The organism is Cupriavidus sp. SK-4 (assembly GCF_000611125.1).
GTDB lineage: Bacteria > Pseudomonadota > Gammaproteobacteria > Burkholderiales > Burkholderiaceae > Cupriavidus > Cupriavidus necator.
In genome coordinates, this window is the sequence record NZ_JFJW01000100.1 from 57,211 (window position 1) to 75,781 (window position 18,571).

Annotated in this window: 20 protein-coding genes; 12 read left to right on the plus strand and 8 right to left on the minus strand. The window is 68.8% G+C overall.

Annotated elements, in window-relative coordinates; translation table 11 throughout:
- The first annotated feature begins 119 nt into the window (after positions 1-119).
- Positions 120-926 (plus strand): electron transport complex subunit RsxB, encoded by an 807-nt coding sequence (rsxB, locus tag CF68_RS22180; RefSeq protein WP_035822948.1) that lies wholly within the window; start codon positions 120-122, stop codon positions 924-926.
- On the plus strand, positions 923-1,567 hold the full coding sequence (nth, locus tag CF68_RS22185; protein WP_011614905.1) for an endonuclease III: 645 nt from the start codon (positions 923-925) through the stop codon (positions 1,565-1,567). Before rsxB ends, nth begins: the two co-directional genes overlap by 4 nt.
- A 15-nt stretch (positions 1,568-1,582) precedes the next feature.
- Here the strand turns inward: nth and CF68_RS22190 are convergent, their stop codons facing one another.
- A complete protein-coding gene (locus CF68_RS22190; protein ID WP_035822951.1) occupies positions 1,583-2,224 on the minus strand; it encodes a TetR/AcrR family transcriptional regulator in 642 nt (213 codons plus the stop codon).
- Positions 2,225-2,309: 85 nt separating this feature from the next.
- Between CF68_RS22190 and CF68_RS22195 the strand changes: the two genes are divergently transcribed.
- From CF68_RS22195 to CF68_RS22205, 3 genes are read left to right on the plus strand one after another with little or no spacing between them, the layout of a single operon-like run.
- The gene (locus CF68_RS22195; protein ID WP_035822953.1) at positions 2,310-3,875 is read left to right on the plus strand and encodes an NAD(P)/FAD-dependent oxidoreductase; all 1,566 of its coding nucleotides are present in this window, start codon (positions 2,310-2,312) and stop codon (positions 3,873-3,875) included.
- Entirely contained in the window at positions 3,872-4,855 is a 984-nt protein-coding gene (locus tag CF68_RS22200) for an alpha/beta fold hydrolase (protein ID WP_035822955.1), read from the plus strand. Before CF68_RS22195 ends, CF68_RS22200 begins: the two co-directional genes overlap by 4 nt.
- A gap of 17 nt (positions 4,856-4,872) precedes the next feature.
- A complete protein-coding gene (locus CF68_RS22205; RefSeq protein ID WP_035822957.1) occupies positions 4,873-5,598 on the plus strand; it encodes a Coq4 family protein in 726 nt (241 codons plus the stop codon).
- Positions 5,599-5,676: 78 nt separating this feature from the next.
- Here CF68_RS22205 and CF68_RS22210 read toward each other — a convergent pair whose 3' ends face one another.
- On the minus strand, positions 5,677-6,264 hold the full coding sequence (locus tag CF68_RS22210) for a malonic semialdehyde reductase (protein WP_035822959.1): 588 nt from the start codon (positions 6,262-6,264) through the stop codon (positions 5,677-5,679).
- An 88-nt stretch (positions 6,265-6,352) separates the two neighbouring features.
- On the minus strand, positions 6,353-7,291 hold the full coding sequence (locus tag CF68_RS22215; RefSeq protein ID WP_035822961.1) for a DMT family transporter: 939 nt from the start codon (positions 7,289-7,291) through the stop codon (positions 6,353-6,355).
- Positions 7,292-7,393: 102 nt separating this feature from the next.
- On the opposite strand from CF68_RS22215, the gene CF68_RS22220 reads away from it, so the two are divergent.
- Positions 7,394-7,825, plus strand: coding sequence for a DUF1841 family protein (locus tag CF68_RS22220; RefSeq protein ID WP_010809044.1), 432 nt, complete (start codon positions 7,394-7,396; stop codon positions 7,823-7,825).
- A 237-nt stretch (positions 7,826-8,062) separates the two neighbouring features.
- Positions 8,063-9,277, plus strand: a complete 1,215-nt coding sequence (locus CF68_RS22225; RefSeq protein ID WP_235205852.1) for a phospholipase A — start codon at positions 8,063-8,065, stop codon at positions 9,275-9,277.
- A 13-nt stretch (positions 9,278-9,290) separates the two neighbouring features.
- Here CF68_RS22225 and CF68_RS22230 read toward each other — a convergent pair whose 3' ends face one another.
- Positions 9,291-9,722: a thioredoxin family protein gene (locus tag CF68_RS22230; RefSeq protein ID WP_035822963.1), complete on the minus strand. Its 432-nt coding sequence runs from the start codon at positions 9,720-9,722 to the stop codon at positions 9,291-9,293.
- Positions 9,723-9,810: 88 nt separating this feature from the next.
- On the minus strand, positions 9,811-10,371 hold the full coding sequence (gene grpE / locus CF68_RS22235) for a nucleotide exchange factor GrpE (RefSeq protein ID WP_035822965.1): 561 nt from the start codon (positions 10,369-10,371) through the stop codon (positions 9,811-9,813).
- Positions 10,372-10,646: 275 nt separating this feature from the next.
- Here grpE and CF68_RS37760 point away from each other — a divergent pair, with 275 nt between their 5' ends.
- Positions 10,647-10,820, plus strand: coding sequence for a hypothetical protein (locus CF68_RS37760; RefSeq protein WP_010809048.1), 174 nt, complete (start codon positions 10,647-10,649; stop codon positions 10,818-10,820).
- Between the two features lie 66 nt (positions 10,821-10,886).
- Here CF68_RS37760 and CF68_RS22245 read toward each other — a convergent pair whose 3' ends face one another.
- The 3 genes from CF68_RS22245 to hrcA all read right to left on the minus strand — a co-directional run bounded on the left by CF68_RS22245 (position 10,887) and on the right by hrcA (position 13,535).
- Positions 10,887-11,282 (minus strand): RNA-binding S4 domain-containing protein, encoded by a 396-nt coding sequence (locus CF68_RS22245; protein ID WP_035822968.1) that lies wholly within the window; start codon positions 11,280-11,282, stop codon positions 10,887-10,889.
- Entirely contained in the window at positions 11,279-12,394 is a 1,116-nt protein-coding gene (hemH, locus tag CF68_RS22250; RefSeq protein WP_035822970.1) for a ferrochelatase, read from the minus strand. Before hemH ends, CF68_RS22245 begins: the two co-directional genes overlap by 4 nt.
- Before the next feature lie 106 nt (positions 12,395-12,500).
- Positions 12,501-13,535, minus strand: a complete 1,035-nt coding sequence (gene hrcA, locus CF68_RS22255; RefSeq protein ID WP_035822972.1) for a heat-inducible transcriptional repressor HrcA — start codon at positions 13,533-13,535, stop codon at positions 12,501-12,503.
- Positions 13,536-13,637: 102 nt separating this feature from the next.
- Between hrcA and CF68_RS22260 the strand changes: the two genes are divergently transcribed.
- From CF68_RS22260 to CF68_RS22275, 4 genes are all read left to right on the plus strand, one after another.
- On the plus strand, positions 13,638-14,555 hold the full coding sequence (locus tag CF68_RS22260; protein WP_035822975.1) for an NAD kinase: 918 nt from the start codon (positions 13,638-13,640) through the stop codon (positions 14,553-14,555).
- A 66-nt stretch (positions 14,556-14,621) separates the two neighbouring features.
- Positions 14,622-16,403 (plus strand): DNA repair protein RecN, encoded by a 1,782-nt coding sequence (gene recN / locus CF68_RS22265; protein ID WP_035822979.1) that lies wholly within the window; start codon positions 14,622-14,624, stop codon positions 16,401-16,403.
- A 49-nt stretch (positions 16,404-16,452) separates the two neighbouring features.
- On the plus strand, positions 16,453-16,902 hold the full coding sequence (locus tag CF68_RS22270; RefSeq protein ID WP_051591627.1) for a hypothetical protein: 450 nt from the start codon (positions 16,453-16,455) through the stop codon (positions 16,900-16,902).
- A gap of 108 nt (positions 16,903-17,010) precedes the next feature.
- Positions 17,011-18,571 (plus strand): S8 family peptidase (locus CF68_RS22275; protein ID WP_035822981.1); only part of this gene is annotated, 1,561 nt, incomplete at its 3' end.

Genomic DNA, 18,571 nt, shown 5'->3' on the forward strand with positions numbered 1-18,571 from the left:
CGCCGCAGGGTTCGGCTGTTATGTCGCCAAACCCTCACAGTGCCCCGCAAATTTCGTGTCTTGACCGTTCTGATCCGGCCTTGGTCCCTGTTTTGTCCCCTGATTTCCTGCCCGTAGTCGTGAATCCCGCCGTCAAGTCCCTTGCCGACCGCATCGAAGCGCTGCTGCCCCAGACCCAGTGCACCAAATGCGGCTTCAACGGCTGCCGCCCCTACGCCGAAGCCATGGCCAGCGGCGAAGCCGCCTGCAACCGCTGCCCGCCCGGCGGCGCCGAAGGAATCGTGCGCCTGGCCGCGGTGCTGGGCACCGAACCGCTGCCGCTGGACCCGGAACGCGGCAGCGAACAGCCGCGCGCGGTGGCTCGCATCGACGAGAGCCTTTGCATCGGCTGCACGCTTTGCATCCAGGCCTGCCCGGTCGATGCGATTGCCGGCGCCGCCAAGCAGATGCATACCGTGATCCCTGACTGGTGCACCGGCTGCGACCTGTGCGTGGCGCCCTGCCCGGTCGACTGCATCGACATGGTCCCGGTCACCGGCACGCGCACCGGCTGGGCCGCGTGGTCGCCGCCGCAGGCCGATGCCGCGCATGCGCGCTACCTGGCGCGCAACGCGCGGCTGGTGCGCGAGCGCGAGGAAAACGACGCGCGCCTGGCCGCCAAGGCCGCCGCCAAGCTGGCCGCGGTGCAGGCCGAAGCGCCGGAGAACGATGCCGAGCGCGCCGCGCAGGAGCGCAAGCGCGCCATCATCCAGGCCGCGATCGAACGCGCCCGGCAGAAGCAGCAGGCCGCGCAGCCGCGCAATACGGAGAACGTCTCGGCTGCGGTGCAGGCCCAGATCGACGCCGCCGAAGCACGGCGCGCGCGTGCGGGGCTTGCCAGGCCTGGATCCGACCAGAACGCCAATACCGACCCAGAAGAAAAATGAACGCCGCCAAGTGCCGTGCCATCTTTGAGACGCTGCGCGAAACCAACCCAGCCCCGGCCACCGAACTGGAATACAGCTCGCCGTTCGAGCTGCTGATCGCCGTGCTGCTGTCGGCGCAGGCGACCGACGTCGGCGTCAACAAGGCCACGCGGCGGCTGTTCCCGGTGGCGCATACCCCGCGGCAGATGCTGGACCTGGGCGAAGCCGGCCTGAGCGAGTACATCAAGACCATCGGTCTGTACAAGACCAAGGCGAAGCACGTGATCGAAACCTGCCGCATCCTGGTCGAGCGCCACGGCGGCAAGGTCCCGCCCGAGCGCGAAGCGCTTGAGGCCCTGCCGGGCGTGGGCCGCAAGACCGCCAACGTGGTGCTCAACACCGCGTTCGGCGAGCCCACCATCGCGGTGGACACGCATATCTTCCGGGTAGCGAACCGCACCGGGCTGGCGCCGGGCAAGACCGTGCAGATCGTCGAGCAGAAGCTGCTCAAGTGCGTGCCGCATGAGTTCCTGCACGACGCCCACCACTGGCTGATCCTGCACGGCCGCTACGTCTGCAAGGCGCGCAAGCCCGAGTGCTGGCACTGCGTGATCGAGCCGCTATGCGAGTTCAGGGAAAAAACGCCGGCGCCGCAGCTGTAACCCGGGCCTGGTGCCCTAGTCCGGCTCGTGCGCCAGCACCAGGGCCAGCTGCAGCGCCGTGCGCGCGACCACCTCCACCTCGGGCGCGTAGCCATGCGTGATCCAGCGCAGGGCGATGTGGACCACCCCGCCCGCCACCCCCGCCGTCAGCAAGGGATCCAGCTTGCGTCCCGGCGGCAGCAGGGCTTGCGGCAGCAGGGCTTGCGCCAGCAGGCCGCCGAATTCATCCAGCGAATCCGCCAGCGCCCCGTCTACCAGCTTGCTGACGCCGCGGATTTCCACCAGGAACACCCGCGCTGAACGCGGCTCGCGCTGCAGCGCCCCGAAATAGGCGCGCAGCATGGCCAGCGCGCGTTGCTGTCCGTCGCCTCCGGCGCCCTCGCCCGCCAGGGCGAGGGTGTGCAGCAAGCGGTGGGTCACCGTTTGAAACGATGCCAGCAGCAAGGCCTCGCTGTTGGCAAACGACTCATAGAAATACCGTTCAGTTAGGCCCGCGGCCTCGCACACGGCCTTGACGGTGGCGTTCTGGTAGCCGCGCTCGCCGTAGACCTGCACGGCCGCGGCAATCAGCTGCACACGGCGTTGCGCACGTCGTTCTTCGGCTTCGGCGCCGCGGTAGCGGCGCGCGGGGGTGAGCTCGGTCGTCATGCGCGCCATTATGACATTCCCTATTGTCAGATTCCTTGCCGGATTGCTTCTGACAATCTATGTTGTCAGAAGCGCCACTCGCCCGGATCCCCCCATGACCGCCTCAAGTCCCGATGACGCAGTCCTCGATGTCCTGATCGTAGGCGCCGGCCTGTCCGGCATCGGCGCCGCGCGCCAGCTGCAAATGCGCTGCCCCGGCAAGCGCTATGCCATCCTGGAGGCGCGCGAGGCCATGGGAGGCACCTGGGACCTGTTCCGCTACCCCGGCATCCGCTCGGATTCGGACATGTACACGCTGGGCTACCGCTTCAAGCCCTGGCGCGGCGCCAAGGCCATCGCCGACGGGCCGTCGATTCGCGCCTACATCCGCGAGACCGCCGAAGAGGCCGGCATCACGTCACATATCCGCTTCGGCCACAAGGTCGTCAGCGCGGCATGGGACAGCGCCGCAGCCTGCTGGACGGTCGAAGCCGAACGCAGCGCGGACCACAGCCGGCTGCGCCTGCGCGCACGCTTGCTTTATGTGTGCGCAGGCTATTACAGCTATGCCGAGGGCCACCGGCCCGAATTTGCAGGCGAAGAACAATTCCGCGGCAGCATGGTGCATCCGCAGTTCTGGGACGAATCGCTCGACTACGCCGGCAAGCGCGTGGTGGTGATCGGCAGCGGCGCCACGGCGGTCACTCTGGTGCCCGCCATGGCGAAAAGCGCGGCGCACGTGACGATGCTGCAGCGCTCACCCACCTATATCGTGACGCGCCCCGGCGAAGACGCCATCGCCCACAAGCTACGCCGCGTGCTGCCGGAGCGCCTGGCCTACGCCGCCACGCGCTGGAAGAACGTGCTGCTGGGCATGATGTTCTTCCAGCTCGCGCGGCGCCGGCCGGACCGCGTCAGGCAGCGCCTGATCGGCATGGCGGCAGCGCAACTGGCGCCAGGCTATGACGTCGGCACCCACTTCACGCCCCGATACCGGCCGTGGGACCAGCGCCTGTGCCTGGTGCCCGACGGCGACCTGTTCCGCGCGATCCGCGACGGTCACGCATCGGTGGTGACCGACACCATCGACCGGTTCACCGAGGACGGCATCGTGCTGGCCAGCGGCAAGACGCTGGCCGCGGATGTCGTGGTGGTGGCCACCGGCCTCAAGCTGAACATGCTGGGCGACATTGCGCTCAGCGTGGACGGCCAGCCGCGCCGCCCCGCCGAATGCCTGGCCTACAAGGGGATGATGCTGAGCGATGTGCCCAACCTGGTGCTGGCCTTCGGGTACACCAATGCCTCGTGGACGCTCAAGGCCGACCTCACTGCCGAGTACGTCTGCCGCCTGCTGCGTCATATGGATCGCCACGGCCACCGCATTGCCGTGCCGCGCGCGCCCGCTGACGTAGAGCCGACCCCGTTCCTGGATTTCACCTCAGGCTACGTGCAGCGTGCCGCCACGGTGCTGCCCCGGCAAGGTCATCGCAAGCCCTGGCGCGTGCACCAGAACTACCTGAAAGACCTGCTGACGATTCGGCACGGGCGCATCGCAGACGGCGTGCTGCAGTTCGATGTCCCGCCGCCCTCTCCCCTGGCACACCGGGCGCACCGGGACAGCCAGGACACCACCGACAACAACACGGTGCCGGCCGTTGCCGCCAGCGAGGTGCAATCATGACCATCGTCCTGACCGTCTTCGCGGTGCTGATCGGGCTGATCCTGGTGCTGGGCGCGTCGCTCTATCTGTACACGTTGCGCACCGCGCGGCGCATCGAAGCCGCCATGCCACCGCCCGGCCGCTTTGTCGACGTGCCCGGCGCGCGGCTGCACGTGGTGGAGCGCGGCCAGGGCCCGGCGGTGCTGCTGGTGCATGGCCTGTCCGGCCAGCTTGAGAATTTTGGCTACGGCATGATCGCGCCGCTTGCCGAGAGCTTCCGCGTGATCGCCGTCGACCGGCCCGGCGCGGGCCACTCCACACGCACGCCGGGCAGCGCCGCGGACCTGCCGGCGCAGGCCGCGGCGCTCGCCGCGCTGTGCGACCAGCTTGGCCTGGAGCGTCCGCTGGTGGTGGGCCATTCGCTGGGTGGTGCGATTGCGCTGGCGCTGGCCATCCACCACCCCGAACGCGTGGGCGGGCTGGCACTGATCGCGCCGCTCACGCACCCGCCCAAGGCGATCTCGCCGGTATTCCAGGCCATGACCGTGCCCAGCGCGCGGCTGCGCCGGCTGATGGCATGGACGCTGGTGGTGCCGATGTCGATACGGCGCCGCGAAGCCGTCATGCAGATCGTGTTCGGCCCGGACCCGGTGCCGGACGACTTCCCGACGCGCGGAGGCGGCCTGCTGGCGCTGCGGCCCTGCCACTTCCTGGCCGCGTCCGAAGACCTGATCGGTGCCGCGCATAGCCTGCCGGCGCTGCTGCACCGCTACGGCACGCTGCGCTTGCCAGTCAGTGTCCTCTACGGCCGCGAAGACCGCATCCTGGACTTTGCCGAGCATGGCGAAGCGCTTGTCGCCAAGGTCCCGGGCGCCACGCTGACATTGATCAGCGGCGGACATATGCTGCCGGTGACCGCCATCGATACCAGCGTCGATTTCGTCCGCGACGCCGCCGCCCGGCTGCATGTACCCGCGCCGGCCCAGGCGCAGGTCGCCTGATCCACGGAGTCCCACCCATGGCCACCTCGACCGGTTCCAACCTCTACAAGCAGGATGTCTTCACCGCGTTCCAGGCGATTCGCAAGCTGATGGCGAATGGCAACGACACCGAGCAGGTGTTCCGCATCATGCGCGCGCTCAACGGGCCGTCCATGCCCCGCAACTTCAACCGCCTGCTGAGCACGCCGGACGGGCGGCGCATGGTCTACCAGCGCATCGAGCTGGCGGAGCGCCTGTCCGATCCCGCCTACGTGGCCAGGTTCGCACCGGGCACGGTGGGCGCGGCCTATCGCGCGTTCCTGGAACAGACCGGCTACAGCGCTGACGGGCTGGCCAAGGTCTCGAACCTGGACCAGGAACCGGTGGTCGAGGACGCCTATATGTGGTTCGGCCGGCGTACGCGCGACATCCACGACATCTGGCATGTGCTCACCGGCTACCGGGCCGATGAAAGCCTTGGCGAAGCCGCACTGGTGGCATTCAGCTATGCGCAGACCGGCGGCAAGGGCTGGGCCTTCATCGCCATCGCCGCGTCGCTGAAGAGCCTGCGCGTGAGCGGCAGCCTGGCCTTTGCGCGGGCCGTGCTGGAGGGCTACCGGCTGGGCCGGCGCGCCCAATGGCTGTTGGGCGAGGACTATGAGAAGCTGCTGCACGAACCCATCGACGCGGCCCGCGCGCGGCTTGGCATTGCCGAACCCCAGCGCTACCTGGCCTGCAATCCCGTGCAGGAATGGACGGCCTGAAGCCGCCGCGTGCCAGGCAAAAAAAAGCGACCACGGCGGGTCGCTTTTTTGTTCTGGCACCGTTGGTGCGCAGCGCGTTCAGACGATGCGGCAGGCTTCGTCGAACGACAGGCGCGGGCCGCGCGGGAACAGCTTGTCGGCCTCACCGTAGCCCAGGTTGCACAGGAAGTTGACCTGCCATTTGCCATCGGGGAAGAAGGCCGCGTTGACCTTGTCGGCGTCGAAGCCGCCCATCGGGCCGCAGTCCAGGCCCAGCGCGCGTGCCGCCAGGATGAAGTAGCCGCCTTGCAGCGAGCTGTTCATCAGCGCGTCGCGGGCGATCTTCTTGTCGTTGCCGGCGTACCAGGAACGGGCGTCAGCGTGCGGGAACAGCTTGGGCAGCTGGTCGTGGAAGGCGGTGTCGAAGGCGATGATGGCCGTCACTGGCGCCGAACGGGTCTTGTCGACGTTGCCGGCCGACACGCAGTCCACCAGGCGCGCTTTTTTGGCGGCGCTCTTGACGAACACGATGCGCGCCGGGCTGCTGTTGGCAGCGGTCGGGCCGAACTTCATCGCTTCATAGATCTGGTGCAGCACGGCGTCGTCCACGTGGCGGTCCTGCCACACGTTGTGCGTGCGGGCTTCGGTGAACAGCTGCGCCAGCGCGGCGTTGTCGATCTGGGACATGCGCTTCTTTCCTGTACGAGATTTGAGAGAAGCCGCGATTGTACCCAACGCTTTGTGCGCCCCACGACAGCGCCTTTGAGCAACCCGTTCAATTCCCTTGCATGTCGGCGCGGGCCGGCGCCGGCGCACTGCCCCGGCGGGTCAGCCACAGCACGCCGGCCAGGATCAGCCCGCCGCCCACGGCCTGCGCCGTGCCGATATGCTCGCCCAGCAGCAGCGCCGCCAGCAGCACGGTGACCACCGGCTCCAGCGTCGACAGCATCGACGCCTGCGCCGCGCCCAGCCGCTGCAGGCCGGCGAAGAAGGTCAGGATCGCCAGCACCGTCGACAGCAGCGCGATGCCCGCCAGCGCCAGCCAGCCGCCGGCAGTGGCGGGGAACTGCGGCGGCGCGCCCGCGCCCATCCGCAGCAGGCCGACGGCGCCGTAGACCAGCGCCGCCGCGGTGCAGATCACCGTGGTGGTGGCAATCGGGTTGACGCCGGCGGTCACGCGCGCGCCGACGATGATATAGACCGAGTAGATCACCGCCGCCGCCAGCCCCAGCGCGATCCCCAGCGGCGAGCCCTCGCCGCCGCCGACGGTCAGGCCGGCGCCGACCGAGCACAGCACCAGCGCGATCACCGCGGCGGTGGTCAGCCGCTCCTTCAGGAAGATGGCCGCCAGGATCGTCACGAACAGCGGGTACAGGTATAGCAACAGCGCCACCAGGCTGGCCTGCGCATGGTTGAGCGCGCTGAAGAAGCAGAACGACTGGCCGACATAGCCGATGCCGCCCATCGCCGCCAGCGCCAGCACGCGGGGCCACGGCGGCAGGCCGATGCCGCGCGTGCGCATCACCCAGGCCAGTGCCGCGGCGGCCAGCACGAAGCGCACCAGCAGCAGCCCGTAGACATCCGCGCCGGCCGCGTAGGCAAAGCGCGCGAAGATCGCCATGGCGCCAAAGGCGCTGGCCGACAGCGCGATCAGCAGCACGCCGGCCAGCTTGTCGCGGGCATGGTCCGGGGCGGTTTGGGCGGAAGCGGTCATCGGGCGGGCAGGAAGTCGGCGATCCCGCATTCTACTTGGCGCCGTCTGCAGCAACCGGGGCCGCCAGCGCGGGCCGCGGCCCTCGTTTACAATGTCGCCACCATGTTTAATCCCTCACGAGAAGAAGTCCGCCGGTTCTTCTGCGATGCCTGGCAGAAGCAGCTCACAGGCGGCGTGCTGACCCCGCTGGAAGCCATCGCCGTCGACTGGATCGGCGAGCACCCCGAGTACCACGGCCTGCTGCGCGACACCGAAGGTGCGCTGTCGCAGGACTACACTCCCGAGCAAGGCCAGACCAACCCCTTCCTGCACCTGTCGATGCACCTGTCGATCTCCGAGCAGGTCTCGGTCGACCAACCGCGCGGCATCCGCCAGGCCTATGAGGCGCTGGCGCGCCGGCTGGATTCCCCGCACGAAGCGCAGCACCAGGTGATGGAATGCCTGGGCGAAATGCTGTGGCAGGCACAACGCACCGGCCAGCCGCCCGACGGCGACCACTATGTCGATTGCGTGAAGCGCCGCGCCAACCGCTAAGTCCGGTACGCGTCACGCATCAAGTGCAGCGTACAATTCGTCACAACCCTCCGATGGGTGCGTGGTAGGCTTTGCGGGTTCGCATTTTCCCTAGCCGCGTTGCCGTCACATGGCGGCGCGGTGCCCGCAAGCCATGCCCCGTATTGCCCTCCCCCGCCGGCGCCGGCTCCCCCCCCCCCCCCCCCCCCCNGGCTCGCGCCCGCCGGCCGCGCCGTTGCCCCGCTCTACCTGTCGCTGATGCTGGCCTGGCCCCTGGCCGGCCACGCCGGGGTGGCGCTGTTGCAGCCGCCGCGCGTGATCGACGGCAACCAGCCGCTGACGCTGACCCTGGTGGTCACCGCCGACGACGCCACGCGCCGCTACCGTATTCCCGACACGCTCGAAGTGACCGCCTCGGGCGACCTGCAAGCGCCGGTGCGGCTGGTGCTGTGGCGCGAAGTCTCTGGCCCGGCCGTGGTCAACCTGCGTCGCGGCGAGCACCGCGCGATCCGCTACACGGTGGCGCTGCCGCCGGCCCTGCGCGGCCAGGTGCGGCTGGATGCCACCGGCATCGACGCCGCGCCGGTGCTGGTGACGCTGAACCGCCTGCCGCGGCCCGGTGAATCCGCCACCGCTGCGCCGCCGGTTGCCAGCCAGGCGCCGGCAGCGAACGGCACGGAGCCAGCCACCGAAGCCGCCGTGCCGGTCTCCCCGGTCACCACCGCCGGCGCTGCCGCACCCGCGCCGGCCGACCTGCGCGACAGCGCCCGGCTGTCGTTCCATGACCCGATGTATTTCATGGTCGGCGCGCATGACGGTGCCAACGCCAAGTTCCAGCTGAGCTTCAAGTACCGCCTGTTCCAGGGCGAGGATCCGGCGTCGAAGCGTCTGTTCGACAACCTCTACGTGGCCTACACCCAGTTCTCGCTATGGGACCTGTCCGAGCAGTCCAAGCCGTTCCGCGACACCAACTACCGGCCCAGCCTGTTCTATTACCTGTCGGATACCGGCGTGCGCAACAACGCCATCAGCCGGCTGTCGCTGGCGGCCGGCCTGGAGCATGAATCCAATGGCCGCGACGGCGACGACTCGCGCAGCATCAATACGGTCTTCGTCAAGCCGACCTTCTACTTCGGCGACCAGAACGACTGGCACTGGCGTGTCGCGCCCAAGCTCTATGCCTACGTGGAAAAGGGCGAAAACCCCGACATCGCCCACTACCGCGGCTTCATGGATCTGGGCATTGCCTACGGGCGCCCGGATTCATGGGAGTTCTCCGCCACGCTGCGCAAGGGCACGCGCAAGTGGTATGGCAGCGTCGACGCGCAGCTGACCTATCCGATGGGGCGCCTGATCCCCGGCACCGCGGGCTACCTAGTGGCGGGCTACTTCGTCGGCTATGGCGAGAGCCTGCTGGACTACAACCACAAGCTGCCCTGGCAGTTCCGTATCGGCTACGCGCTGTCCCGCTGAACGGCCAGACCGCTCAGCCGGCCAGCGGCTTGCCGCTGGCCTTGAGCCGCGCATTGGCCACCGCGGCGGCAAACTGGCCGTGGCCATGCCAGCCGGTGGCGCGGCCCAGCTTCTTGCCGTTCTGGAAGAACATGAACACCGGGATGCCATGCAGGCCAAAGCGCCGGCCCAGCCCGGGATGCGCGTAGACGTTGGCATGCAGCCAGCGCAGTTCCAGCGCGCGGATCGGTTCGGGGTTGGCCAGCATGGCCTTCTTGGCCATCTCGCAGTTGAAGCAGTCCACCCCCCAGAAGAACACGCACACCAGCGCGTCGCCCGCATCGGCGATGGCGGCGTCGATGCTGCCGTCATCGACCTCGCGCATGCCGAATGCCTCGAAGGCGCGGTGGTCGAGGTGGGGGGCCGCGGACGATTCCGGCGAGCCGGCAGTTGGTTCAGTGGTCATGCACGCTCCAGAATGACAAACGCCCGGGCCAGCCGACACCGGGCGTCAGGTCGCATTCCAGGACGGCACGCCGCCGTCCCGGGCCGCCTTACTTCGGTGCCGCCACCGTCACCAGCGCCGGCCGCAGCACGCGCTCGGCAATGGTGTAGCCGCGCTGGAGCACGGTCACCACGGTATTGGGTTCCTGGTCCGCCGGCACCATCGAGATGGCCTGGTGGCGGTGCGGGTCGAATTTCTCGCCCACCGGATTGAGTTCAACGATCTTGCCGCGCTCAAAGGCGGCGGCCAGCTGGCGCGCGGTCAGCTCGACGCCTTCGCGCAGCTTGGCGATATCGCCCGAGCCGTCGGCCAGCGCGGCCTGCAGGCTGTCCATCACCGGCAGCAGGTTGTCGGCGAAGTTCTCGATGGCGAACTTGTGCGCCTTGGCGACATCGTCCTGCGCCCGGCGGCGGATGTTCTCGCCTTCGGCAACGGCGCGCATATACAGGTCGTAATGCTCGCGCGCCTTGGCTTCCAGGGCGGCCAGCTGGGCCGCCACGTCGTCCACGGCAGCGGTTTCCGGCGCACCGGTTTCCTGGCTGGCGTTGGCCGCCTCATCGCCCGCGGGCGTAGGCGTCTGGGTGGTTGGCGTCTGCTTCTGTTCTTCCATGTCGATCCGTATCAATGCATTGTCGCGGCCCGCCGTGGGCCTGGCCGCGGGTGGTAAATCGGCGCGTGTTCCGTGCAGGTGGTGGCAAGGCGCAGGTTTTCAAGAGTGGCGCTGGCGTGACGCGGAAACACACGGTTACAAAGGCCAGGCATATGCAATCGACGCCTTATTGCTTTGCTGCATCGCAATCACTAAGATTCTCAGTAATAAAAATGATAAAAATGCCGGGGGTCCTGGAGATGGTTCATCTTTGTGCCTCTTCCGAAAGGTTGGCCATGCATAAGCTGCCAGTCGTGACACTCTGCCTTGTGGCCGCATTGGCGGTCATGACCGTCTTTATCTGCCTTTCCGGCGCATTCACCCCGCGCGATACGGAGTATGGCAGCGGCAAGGCGGTGTTCAAGCACTACATCGTCCCTATCGTCAGCCAGGAAGTCACGCAGGAATAAGCGCCACCTGACCCGATCCAAGCGCGCGGCGGCGCCGGAGCTTCCCGGTGCCGCCGCGTTGTCATTTCAGCTCTTCAGGTGGTCGATGCGGCGCCGGTCCCGCTTGGTCGGGCGCCCCTGGATCTGCGCGGACGGCTCCGGCTGCAGGCGCCGGCGCTCGGCATCGGCCAGCCGGCGCGACTGGCTTTCGGCACTTTCCTCGTACAGCGTCTGCGCCACCGGCGCCGGCCCGCGCGCCGGGGCGATGCCTTTCACCACCAGTTCCCAGTGCTGCTGGTGGGCTTCCAGCACCACCATGTCGCCGGGCTTCACCTCGCGCGAGTTCTTGCATGGCTGGCCGTTGACGGTTACCTTGCTGCGCTCGACCGCTTCGGCCGCCAGCGAGCGCGTCTTGAAGAAGCGCGCGCACCACAGCCATTTGTCGATGCGCTGGCGCGCATCCGGCTCAAAGTCAACGTTCATGCCGCCGCTCCCCGGGTCTGGGCGCGCGTGCGCCGTGCTTCCAGTTCGTGCGGATGCGGCGTGGCCAGCGGCCAGCCCTGCAGGTGCTGCAGCGCGATCTCGGCCATGGCCGCGACCCACGGATCGGCATCATTCAGGCACGGGATGAAGTGGAAATCCTTGCCGCCCGCGACCTTGAACTCGGTCTGCCCTTCCATGGCGATTTCCTCCAGGGTCTCGATGCAGTCGGCCGGAAAGCCCGGGCAGAAGACGTCGACCCGGCCTGCGCCGACCTTGCCCAGTTCGGCCAGCGTCGGCGCGGTGTACGGCTGCAGCCATTCCGCCTTGCCAAAACGAGACTGGAACGTCACCTGATACTGGCCAGGCTGCAGGCCCAGCGCCTCGCCCAGCAGCCGGCCGGTCTTCAGGCATTCGCAGTGGTAGGGGTCGCCCAGCTCCAGCGTGCGCCGCGGCACGCCGTGGAACGACAGGATCAGCTTGTCGCCGCGGGCAAAGTCCGGCATGCCGTGGCGCGCCCAATAGGCGCCGACCTGCTGGTGCAGCGCCGAGATATAGGCCGGATGGTCGTGGAAGTGCTTGACCAGCCGCAGCTCGGGCTGGTTGCGCCACTGGCCCAGCACCCGGAACACCTCGTCGAAGGCCGTGGCCGTGGTGGTGCCCGAGTACTGCGGATACATCGGCAGCACCAGCACCTGCTCGCAGCCCTGCCGGCGCAGCGCCTCCAGCACCGAGGCGATCGACGGGTTGCCATAGCGCATTGCGCACGCGACCGTCACTTCATGGCCGTGCTGGTTCAGCAGCCGCTGCAGCGCGTGGGCCTGGCGCTCGCTGTAGACCAGCAGCGGAGAGCCCGTCATATGGGCCTCGCGCAGCCAGATCGATTCGTATTTCAGCGCCGAGGCGCGCGAACGCAGCGGCAGGATCACCCCGTGCAGCAGGGGCAGCCAGGCCGCGCGCGGGATCTCGACCACGCGCGGATCGGACAGGAATTCCTTCAGGTAGCGCCCCACCGCCTTGGGCGTGGGAGCGTCCGGGGTGCCCAGGTTGACCAGCAGGATCGCCGTGCGCGGCGCGTGGCCGTGCTGGTAGGCCGGTTCGGGAGAAAACGTCATGTCGCTTCCGGGTTGACACGGTGCCGGGATGGCGCCGGTGCGGCGCACCGGCGATTGCCGCGCTCGGCAGGCATGGAGCCGCTTGTCAGACCAGCCAGTGTTTGCACTAGTTCTGGCTCAGGGCGCTGGACAGCAAGCGCGCGGTGATGTCGACGATGGGGATCACGCGCTCATACGCCATGCGCGTGGGGCCGATCACGCCGAGCGTGCCGACGATCTGGCCGTCGACCTCGTACGGGGCGGTGATGACCGCCATGTCTTCGATCGGCACCAGCCGGCTTTCGCCGCCGATAAAGATCTGCACGCCCTGCGCATGGCTGGACACGTCCAGCAGCTGCAGCAGGCTGGTCTTGTGCTCGAACACGTCGAACAGGCGCCGCAGCTTGTCCATGCTGGAGGCCAGGTCTTCCACTTCCAGCAGCTTGCGCTCGCCGCTGATAAAGACGTGGTCGTCGTCCTCGTCCTCGGTGACGCTGCCGGCCTCGACCGCGGCCTGCATCAGCTGCGACATGTCGCGGCGCAGGTCCTGCAGTTCCACCCGCAGGTGGCCGCGCACCGTGTCGAAGCTCATGCCGGCATAGTGCGAGTTGAAGAAGTTGGCCGCCTCGATCAGCTGGGCCGGCGTGTACGACAGCTCGGTCTGGATGATGCGGTTCTGCACGTCACCCTCGGGGCTGACGATGATCAGCAGGATGCGCTTGTCCGACAGCCGCATGAATTCGATCTGCCGGAACGCCTGCGCACGGCGCGGCGTCATCACCACGCCGGCAAAGTGCGACAGGTTGGACAGCGTGCGCGCCGCCGCCGTGATCATGCGCTGCGGCCCCAGCTGCTGGCCGCCGAGCTGGTCCTGGATCTGGCCGGTCAGCTCGGCCAGGTCGGCGTTGCGCTCCAGCGGCTTGGCCGTCAGCATCGAATCGACGAACAGCCGGTAGCCGCGCGGGGTCGGGATACGGCCGGCCGAGGTGTGCGGACTGGCAATAAAGCCCATTTCCTCCAGATCGGACATCACATTGCGAATCGTCGCAGGCGACAGGTCCAGCCCCGAGTATTTCGACAAGGTGCGGGAACCGACCGGCTGCCCTTCGGCAATATAGCGCTCGATCAGGGTCTTGAGCAGCGTTTTGGAGCGTTCATCCATGATGCCCCGATTTTACGCAAGTTTTGGACCTTCTGGCGGCCGGCCTGGCCCGCCCGCTGGCGCCTGCTGACAAGCGTCATGGCGGTATGGTCTAATCCACGCATGTCCGCCCCCCCGAAAGCCAGCGCCGTGCGCACTTCGTTCAAGACCGTCGCCCTGGTGGGCCGGTACTCCACTGCCGGCATCGAAGGGCCGCTGGAGGAGATCGCCTCTTATATCCTGCGCAACGGGCAGGACGTGGTGTTCGAGCGCGAAACCTCGCTCGCCACCGGGCTGACCGCCTACCCTGCCCTGTCCGCCGAGGAGATCGGCCGGCAGGCCGACGTGGCCGTGGTGCTGGGCGGCGACGGCACGCTGCTGGGCATCGCCCGCCAGCTCGCCGGCTATGACGTGCCATTGATCGGCGTCAACCACGGGCGGCTGGGCTTCATGACCGACATCGCGCTGGAAGACGCGCACACCGTGCTGCCCGACATGCTCGACGGCCGCTATGAGGCCGAGACCCGCCTGCTGCTGGAATCGCGCGTGGTGCGCGACGACATGGACATCTTCTCCGCGCTGGCCCTGAACGACGTGGTGGTGAACCGCTCGGGCATCTCCGGCATGGTCGAACTGGCGGTGTCGGTGGACGGCCACTTCATGTACAACCAGCGCTCGGACGGCCTGATCGTGTCGACCACCACCGGATCCACCGCCTACGCGCTGTCCGCCGGCGGCCCGATCCTGCACCCGACGCTGTCGGGCGTGGTGCTGGTGCCGATTGCCCCACACGCGCTGTCCAACCGCCCGATCGTGCTGCCGCACGACGCCGAGGTCACCATCGAAGTGGCCAGCGCGCGCGACGCCAGCGTCAACTTCGACATGCAGTCGCTGACCTCGCTGCTGCCGGGCGACCGCATCGTGGTGCGGCGCTCCGAAAAGACCATCAACCTGCTGCACCCGGTCGGCTACAACTACTACGCCACGCTGCGCAAGAAGCTGCACTGGCACGAGTACCCGTCCGAAGACAACCGCCTCTGAGCCAGTATCAAGCCGCCCCTTGAGCCTGATCCCGAACCCATCGGACCGACTACCTCCAACGCCACGATGCTGCGCAGCCTGTCCATCCGCGATTTCGTCATCGTCGATACGCTCGACCTGGACTTCACCACTGGCTTCACCGTCTTCACCGGCGAGACCGGCGCCGGCAAATCCATCCTGATCGATGCCCTGGCGCTGGTGCTGGGCGAACGCGCCGATGCCGGCGTGGTGCGCGAAGGCGCCCCGCGCGCCAGCGTCAGCGCCACCTTCTCGACCCACCCGGCACTGGATGCCTGGCTGGCCGAGCGCGAGCTCAACAGCGAAGCGGAAGACGGCGTGCATACCGTGCTGCTGCGCCGCACGGTCGATGCCGGGGGCCGCAGCAAGGCCTTTATCAACGGCGCCGCCGCCACCCTGGCGCAACTGCGCGAAGTCGGCGACCAGCTGGTCGACATCCACGGCCAGCACGCGCACCAGCTGCTGCTGCGCCCCGATGCGCAGCGGCTGCTGTTCGACGCCCACGCCGGCCTCACCCAGCAGGCCGGCGCGGTGGCCGAGGCCTGGCGCGCCTGGCGTGCCTGCGTGCGCCAGCGCGAGGCGGTGGAACACCAGTCGCGCGAGATGCAGCTCGAACGCGAACGGCTGGAATGGCAGGTCGGCGAACTGGACAAGCTCAACCCGCAGCCGGGCGAATGGGAAGAGATCCAGGCCGAGTACAACCGGCTGTCGCATGCCGCCGGCCTGATCGACGGCAGCCGCGCCGCGCTCGACGCACTGTCCGAGGCCGACGGCTCGGTGCTGTCGGCACTGAATACCATCGTGCACAAGCTGCAGCAGCTGGCCGATGTCGATGGCGCGCTGCGCGACGTGCTGGCCGCGCTCGAGCCTGCGCAGATGCAGGCCGAGGAAGCCGCGCACTCGCTCACGCGCTATGTCGACCGGCTCGAACTCGATCCCGAGCGGCTGCAGGCGGTGGACGAACGCATGCAGGCGCTGCACGCCACCGCGCGCAAGTACCGCCTGCCGCCCGAGCAGCTGCCCGACGAGCTGGTGGCACGCCGCCAGCAGCTGGACGACCTGCAGGCCGCGCAGGACCTGAACAAGGTGATGGCGCGCGAGGCCGCGGCCAAGGCCGCCTACCTGACCCTGGCGCAGCATCTCAGCCACGCCCGCAAGCAGGCCGCGCAGGCGCTGTCCGCCGCGGTCACCGACGCCATGCAGGGCCTGTCGATGGCTGGCGGCAGCTTTGTCGCCGCGCTCAATGCGCTCGACGAAGGCCAGAGCCACGGGCTGGAGCAGGTCGAATTCCTGGTCGCCGGCCATGCCGGCGTGAGCCCGCGGCCGCTGGCCCGGGTGGCCTCCGGCGGCGAGCTGGCGCGCATCAGCCTGGCGATCTCGGTGATCACCAGCGAAGCCTCGCCCACGCCCACGCTGATCTTCGACGAGGTCGATACCGGCATCGGCGGCGCGGTGGCCGAAGTGGTCGGCCGGCGCCTGCAGGAGCTCGGCCGCGCGCGCCAGGTGCTGTGTGTGACGCACCTGCCGCAAGTGGCGGCGCCGGCCGGCACGCACCCGCTGGTCNCGCAGGCCGGCACGCACCTGCTGGTCAGCAAGGAAACCACCGATGCGGGCGACGGTTCGGTTACGCGCTCGCGCATCCGGGTGCTGGACCCCGCCGGGCGCGTGGTCGAGACCGCGCGCATGCTGGGCGGCGCCACCGTCACCGCCACCACGCTGCAACATGCGGAAGAAATGCTGGCGCAAGGCATGGCCGGCGGCCAGGGCAGCCAGCCCGCACGCGGCGCGGGCGGCAAGGATGGCCGGCGCAGCCGCCGCGCCGCCGGCTGAAGGCCGCCCCCGCACGTGCGCCAATCCATACACTGACAGGAGCTTCACCATGACCCGCCAAGCGCAAGCCGGCCTCCGGCAACGCCCGCGCGCATCGCTGCGCGCCGTGCTGGCCATCGCCACCGCCGCATCGGCCGCACTGCTGGCGCTGTCCGCCTGCCAGGCCCAGCCCAAGTCCTCGGCCCCGCCGCCGGGCAGCATCAGCGATGACCGCGCCCTTGGCGACATCATGGTGCGCTTCAAGCCGCCCGCGGTGAACCTGTCGGAGGACGCCGGCAAGCTGCTGGCCGGGATCAAGGGCCCGATCCGCTACGTGGTCAAGCGCCCGATGTCCGGCGGCGTCTGGCTGGTCACCGCGATCTCGCCGTCGGCGGACGCCACCATCGACCAGGCGGTCGAGACCCTGCGCGCCACGCCCCGCATCGAGACCGCCGAGCCCGACCGCGTGCTCAAGCCCAACCGCAACATGCCCACCAGCCGCGACATGCCGCAGAGCTGAGCCCGGATGCAGGACGGGTTCTAAGCCATCAGTTGCCCTTGCGTAACCAAGCTGGATCGTATTCGCTACATGACAAGCCCCCCGCGCGCTACGCCCCAGGAGGAATACATGCCGCAACCCGCGCAGTCCGACTTCCGTAGCAGCCCCGTGACCCGCCGCTGGCGGACCATCGTCTTCGCCGCCGCCGCTGTGTGCGGCGCGATGCCTGCCAGCGCGGCACTGGCTGCCGGCGCCCATGCCGCACCCGCCTACACCGGCCAGATCATCGTGCGCTGGCGTGACGGCGCCGATGGCACAAGCAAGACGCCTGCAGCCGCGGCGGATGCGCTCAAGCAGCTGAGCGAGCGCACCGGCATTGCCGTCACCGCGCGCCGCGCCATGGGTGGCAACCTGCACCTGCTGCAGGTGCCCGACGCACTGGCAGCCGACCCGGAAGCCGCGGCGGCCCGGCTGCGCCAGGATCCGCGCGTGGCCGACGCCGTGCCCGACCGCTGGCTGCGGCTGCACGACACCCTGCCCAACGATTCCGAATTCATCTCGCGCCAGCCTTACCTGATGGGTACCGGCACGACGGTGGGCGGCGTCAACCTGCCGCGCGCGTGGGACCGCAGCCGCGGCAGCAGCGGCGTGGTAATCGCGGTGGTGGACACCGGCATCCTGCCGCACCCCGACCTCGCGGCGCGCGTGTTGCCTGGCTACGACTTCATCAGCAGCACCACCATTTCCAACGACCCAGATGGCCGCGACGCCGATGCCACCGATGCCGGCGACGGTGTCCCGGCCGGGTTTACCTGCCCGGGCAGTTCAACGCCCACCCAGACCGCGACCAACAACAGCTGGCATGGCACGCGCGTGGCGAGCGTGGTGGGCGCGCAGACCAACAACGCGCAGGACATCGCGGGCGTCGACTGGAACGCGCGCATCCTGCCCGTGCGCGTCTCGGGCCGCTGCGGCGCGCTGCTGTCCGATACCGTCGACGCCATGCGCTGGGCGGGCGGCTTGTCGGTACCCAACGTGCCGGCCAATCCGACGCCGGCGCGCGTGGTCAATATCAGCCTCGGCGGCGGCACCTGCAGCAGCATTGAGCAACAGGCCGTCAACGACCTGAACGCGAGCGGCGTGGTGGTGGTGGCCGCCGCCGGCAACGAGCGCGGCGCGGTGGAGGCGCCGGGCGACTGCAGCGGCGTAATCGCGGTCACCGCGCATGCCAACGACGGCGAGAATGCCAGCTACGCCAATGTCGGCCCGCAGGTCGCGATCAGCGCGCCGGGTGGCGGGTGTGGCAACTCGCAGGTTGTCAATGGGCAGTGCACGACCGCTCCCTCGGTCATTCGCACCCTGAACAACAATGGCGAGACTAGCGTCGGCACCTATGTCGTGACATCCTCCGCGGGCACCAGCTTCGCCGCACCGATGGTCTCGGGCGTGGTGGCCATGATGTTCGCGGTCAATGGCTCGCTGACCCCGGCCCAGGTCACCGCGGCGCTGAAGTCTTCGGCACGCCCGCATCCGTCCGGCACCTATTGCACCACCAATCCGGGCGTCTGCGGCGCCGGCCTGCTCGATGCCGACGGCGCACTGGCGGCCGCGGCGGGCATGCCACCGGCGCAGGCTGCGCCGGCACCGGCCTCGGGCAACGGTGGTGGCGGCGGCGGCGCGGTTGCGCCCT

What these genes read in the sequence shown, in the direction of transcription:
- CF68_RS22225 (WP_235205852.1), top strand. Translation starts at nt 8,063, where the DNA reads ATGCTGGCCTGGCCCCTGGCCGGCCACGCCGGGGTGGCGCTGTTGCAG.
- CF68_RS22200 (WP_035822955.1), top strand. Translation starts at nt 3,872, where the DNA reads ATGACCATCGTCCTGACCGTCTTCGCGGTGCTGATCGGGCTGATCCTG.
- CF68_RS22230 (WP_035822963.1), bottom strand. Translation starts at nt 9,722, where the DNA reads ATGACCACTGAACCAACTGCCGGCTCGCCGGAATCGTCCGCGGCCCCC.
- CF68_RS22215 (WP_035822961.1), bottom strand. Translation starts at nt 7,291, where the DNA reads ATGACCGCTTCCGCCCAAACCGCCCCGGACCATGCCCGCGACAAGCTG.
- CF68_RS22205 (WP_035822957.1), top strand. Translation starts at nt 4,873, where the DNA reads ATGGCCACCTCGACCGGTTCCAACCTCTACAAGCAGGATGTCTTCACC.
- CF68_RS22195 (WP_035822953.1), top strand. Translation starts at nt 2,310, where the DNA reads ATGACCGCCTCAAGTCCCGATGACGCAGTCCTCGATGTCCTGATCGTA.
- hemH (WP_035822970.1), bottom strand. Translation starts at nt 12,394, where the DNA reads ATGACGTTTTCTCCCGAACCGGCCTACCAGCACGGCCACGCGCCGCGC.
- CF68_RS22190 (WP_035822951.1), bottom strand. Translation starts at nt 2,224, where the DNA reads ATGGCGCGCATGACGACCGAGCTCACCCCCGCGCGCCGCTACCGCGGC.
- hrcA (WP_035822972.1), bottom strand. Translation starts at nt 13,535, where the DNA reads ATGGATGAACGCTCCAAAACGCTGCTCAAGACCCTGATCGAGCGCTAT.
- CF68_RS37760 (WP_010809048.1), top strand. Translation starts at nt 10,647, where the DNA reads ATGCATAAGCTGCCAGTCGTGACACTCTGCCTTGTGGCCGCATTGGCG.
- CF68_RS22220 (WP_010809044.1), top strand. Translation starts at nt 7,394, where the DNA reads ATGTTTAATCCCTCACGAGAAGAAGTCCGCCGGTTCTTCTGCGATGCC.
- CF68_RS22245 (WP_035822968.1), bottom strand. Translation starts at nt 11,282, where the DNA reads ATGAACGTTGACTTTGAGCCGGATGCGCGCCAGCGCATCGACAAATGG.
- CF68_RS22270 (WP_051591627.1), top strand. Translation starts at nt 16,453, where the DNA reads ATGACCCGCCAAGCGCAAGCCGGCCTCCGGCAACGCCCGCGCGCATCG.
- nth (WP_011614905.1), top strand. Translation starts at nt 923, where the DNA reads ATGAACGCCGCCAAGTGCCGTGCCATCTTTGAGACGCTGCGCGAAACC.
- CF68_RS22260 (WP_035822975.1), top strand. Translation starts at nt 13,638, where the DNA reads ATGTCCGCCCCCCCGAAAGCCAGCGCCGTGCGCACTTCGTTCAAGACC.
- grpE (WP_035822965.1), bottom strand. Translation starts at nt 10,371, where the DNA reads ATGGAAGAACAGAAGCAGACGCCAACCACCCAGACGCCTACGCCCGCG.
- CF68_RS22210 (WP_035822959.1), bottom strand. Translation starts at nt 6,264, where the DNA reads ATGTCCCAGATCGACAACGCCGCGCTGGCGCAGCTGTTCACCGAAGCC.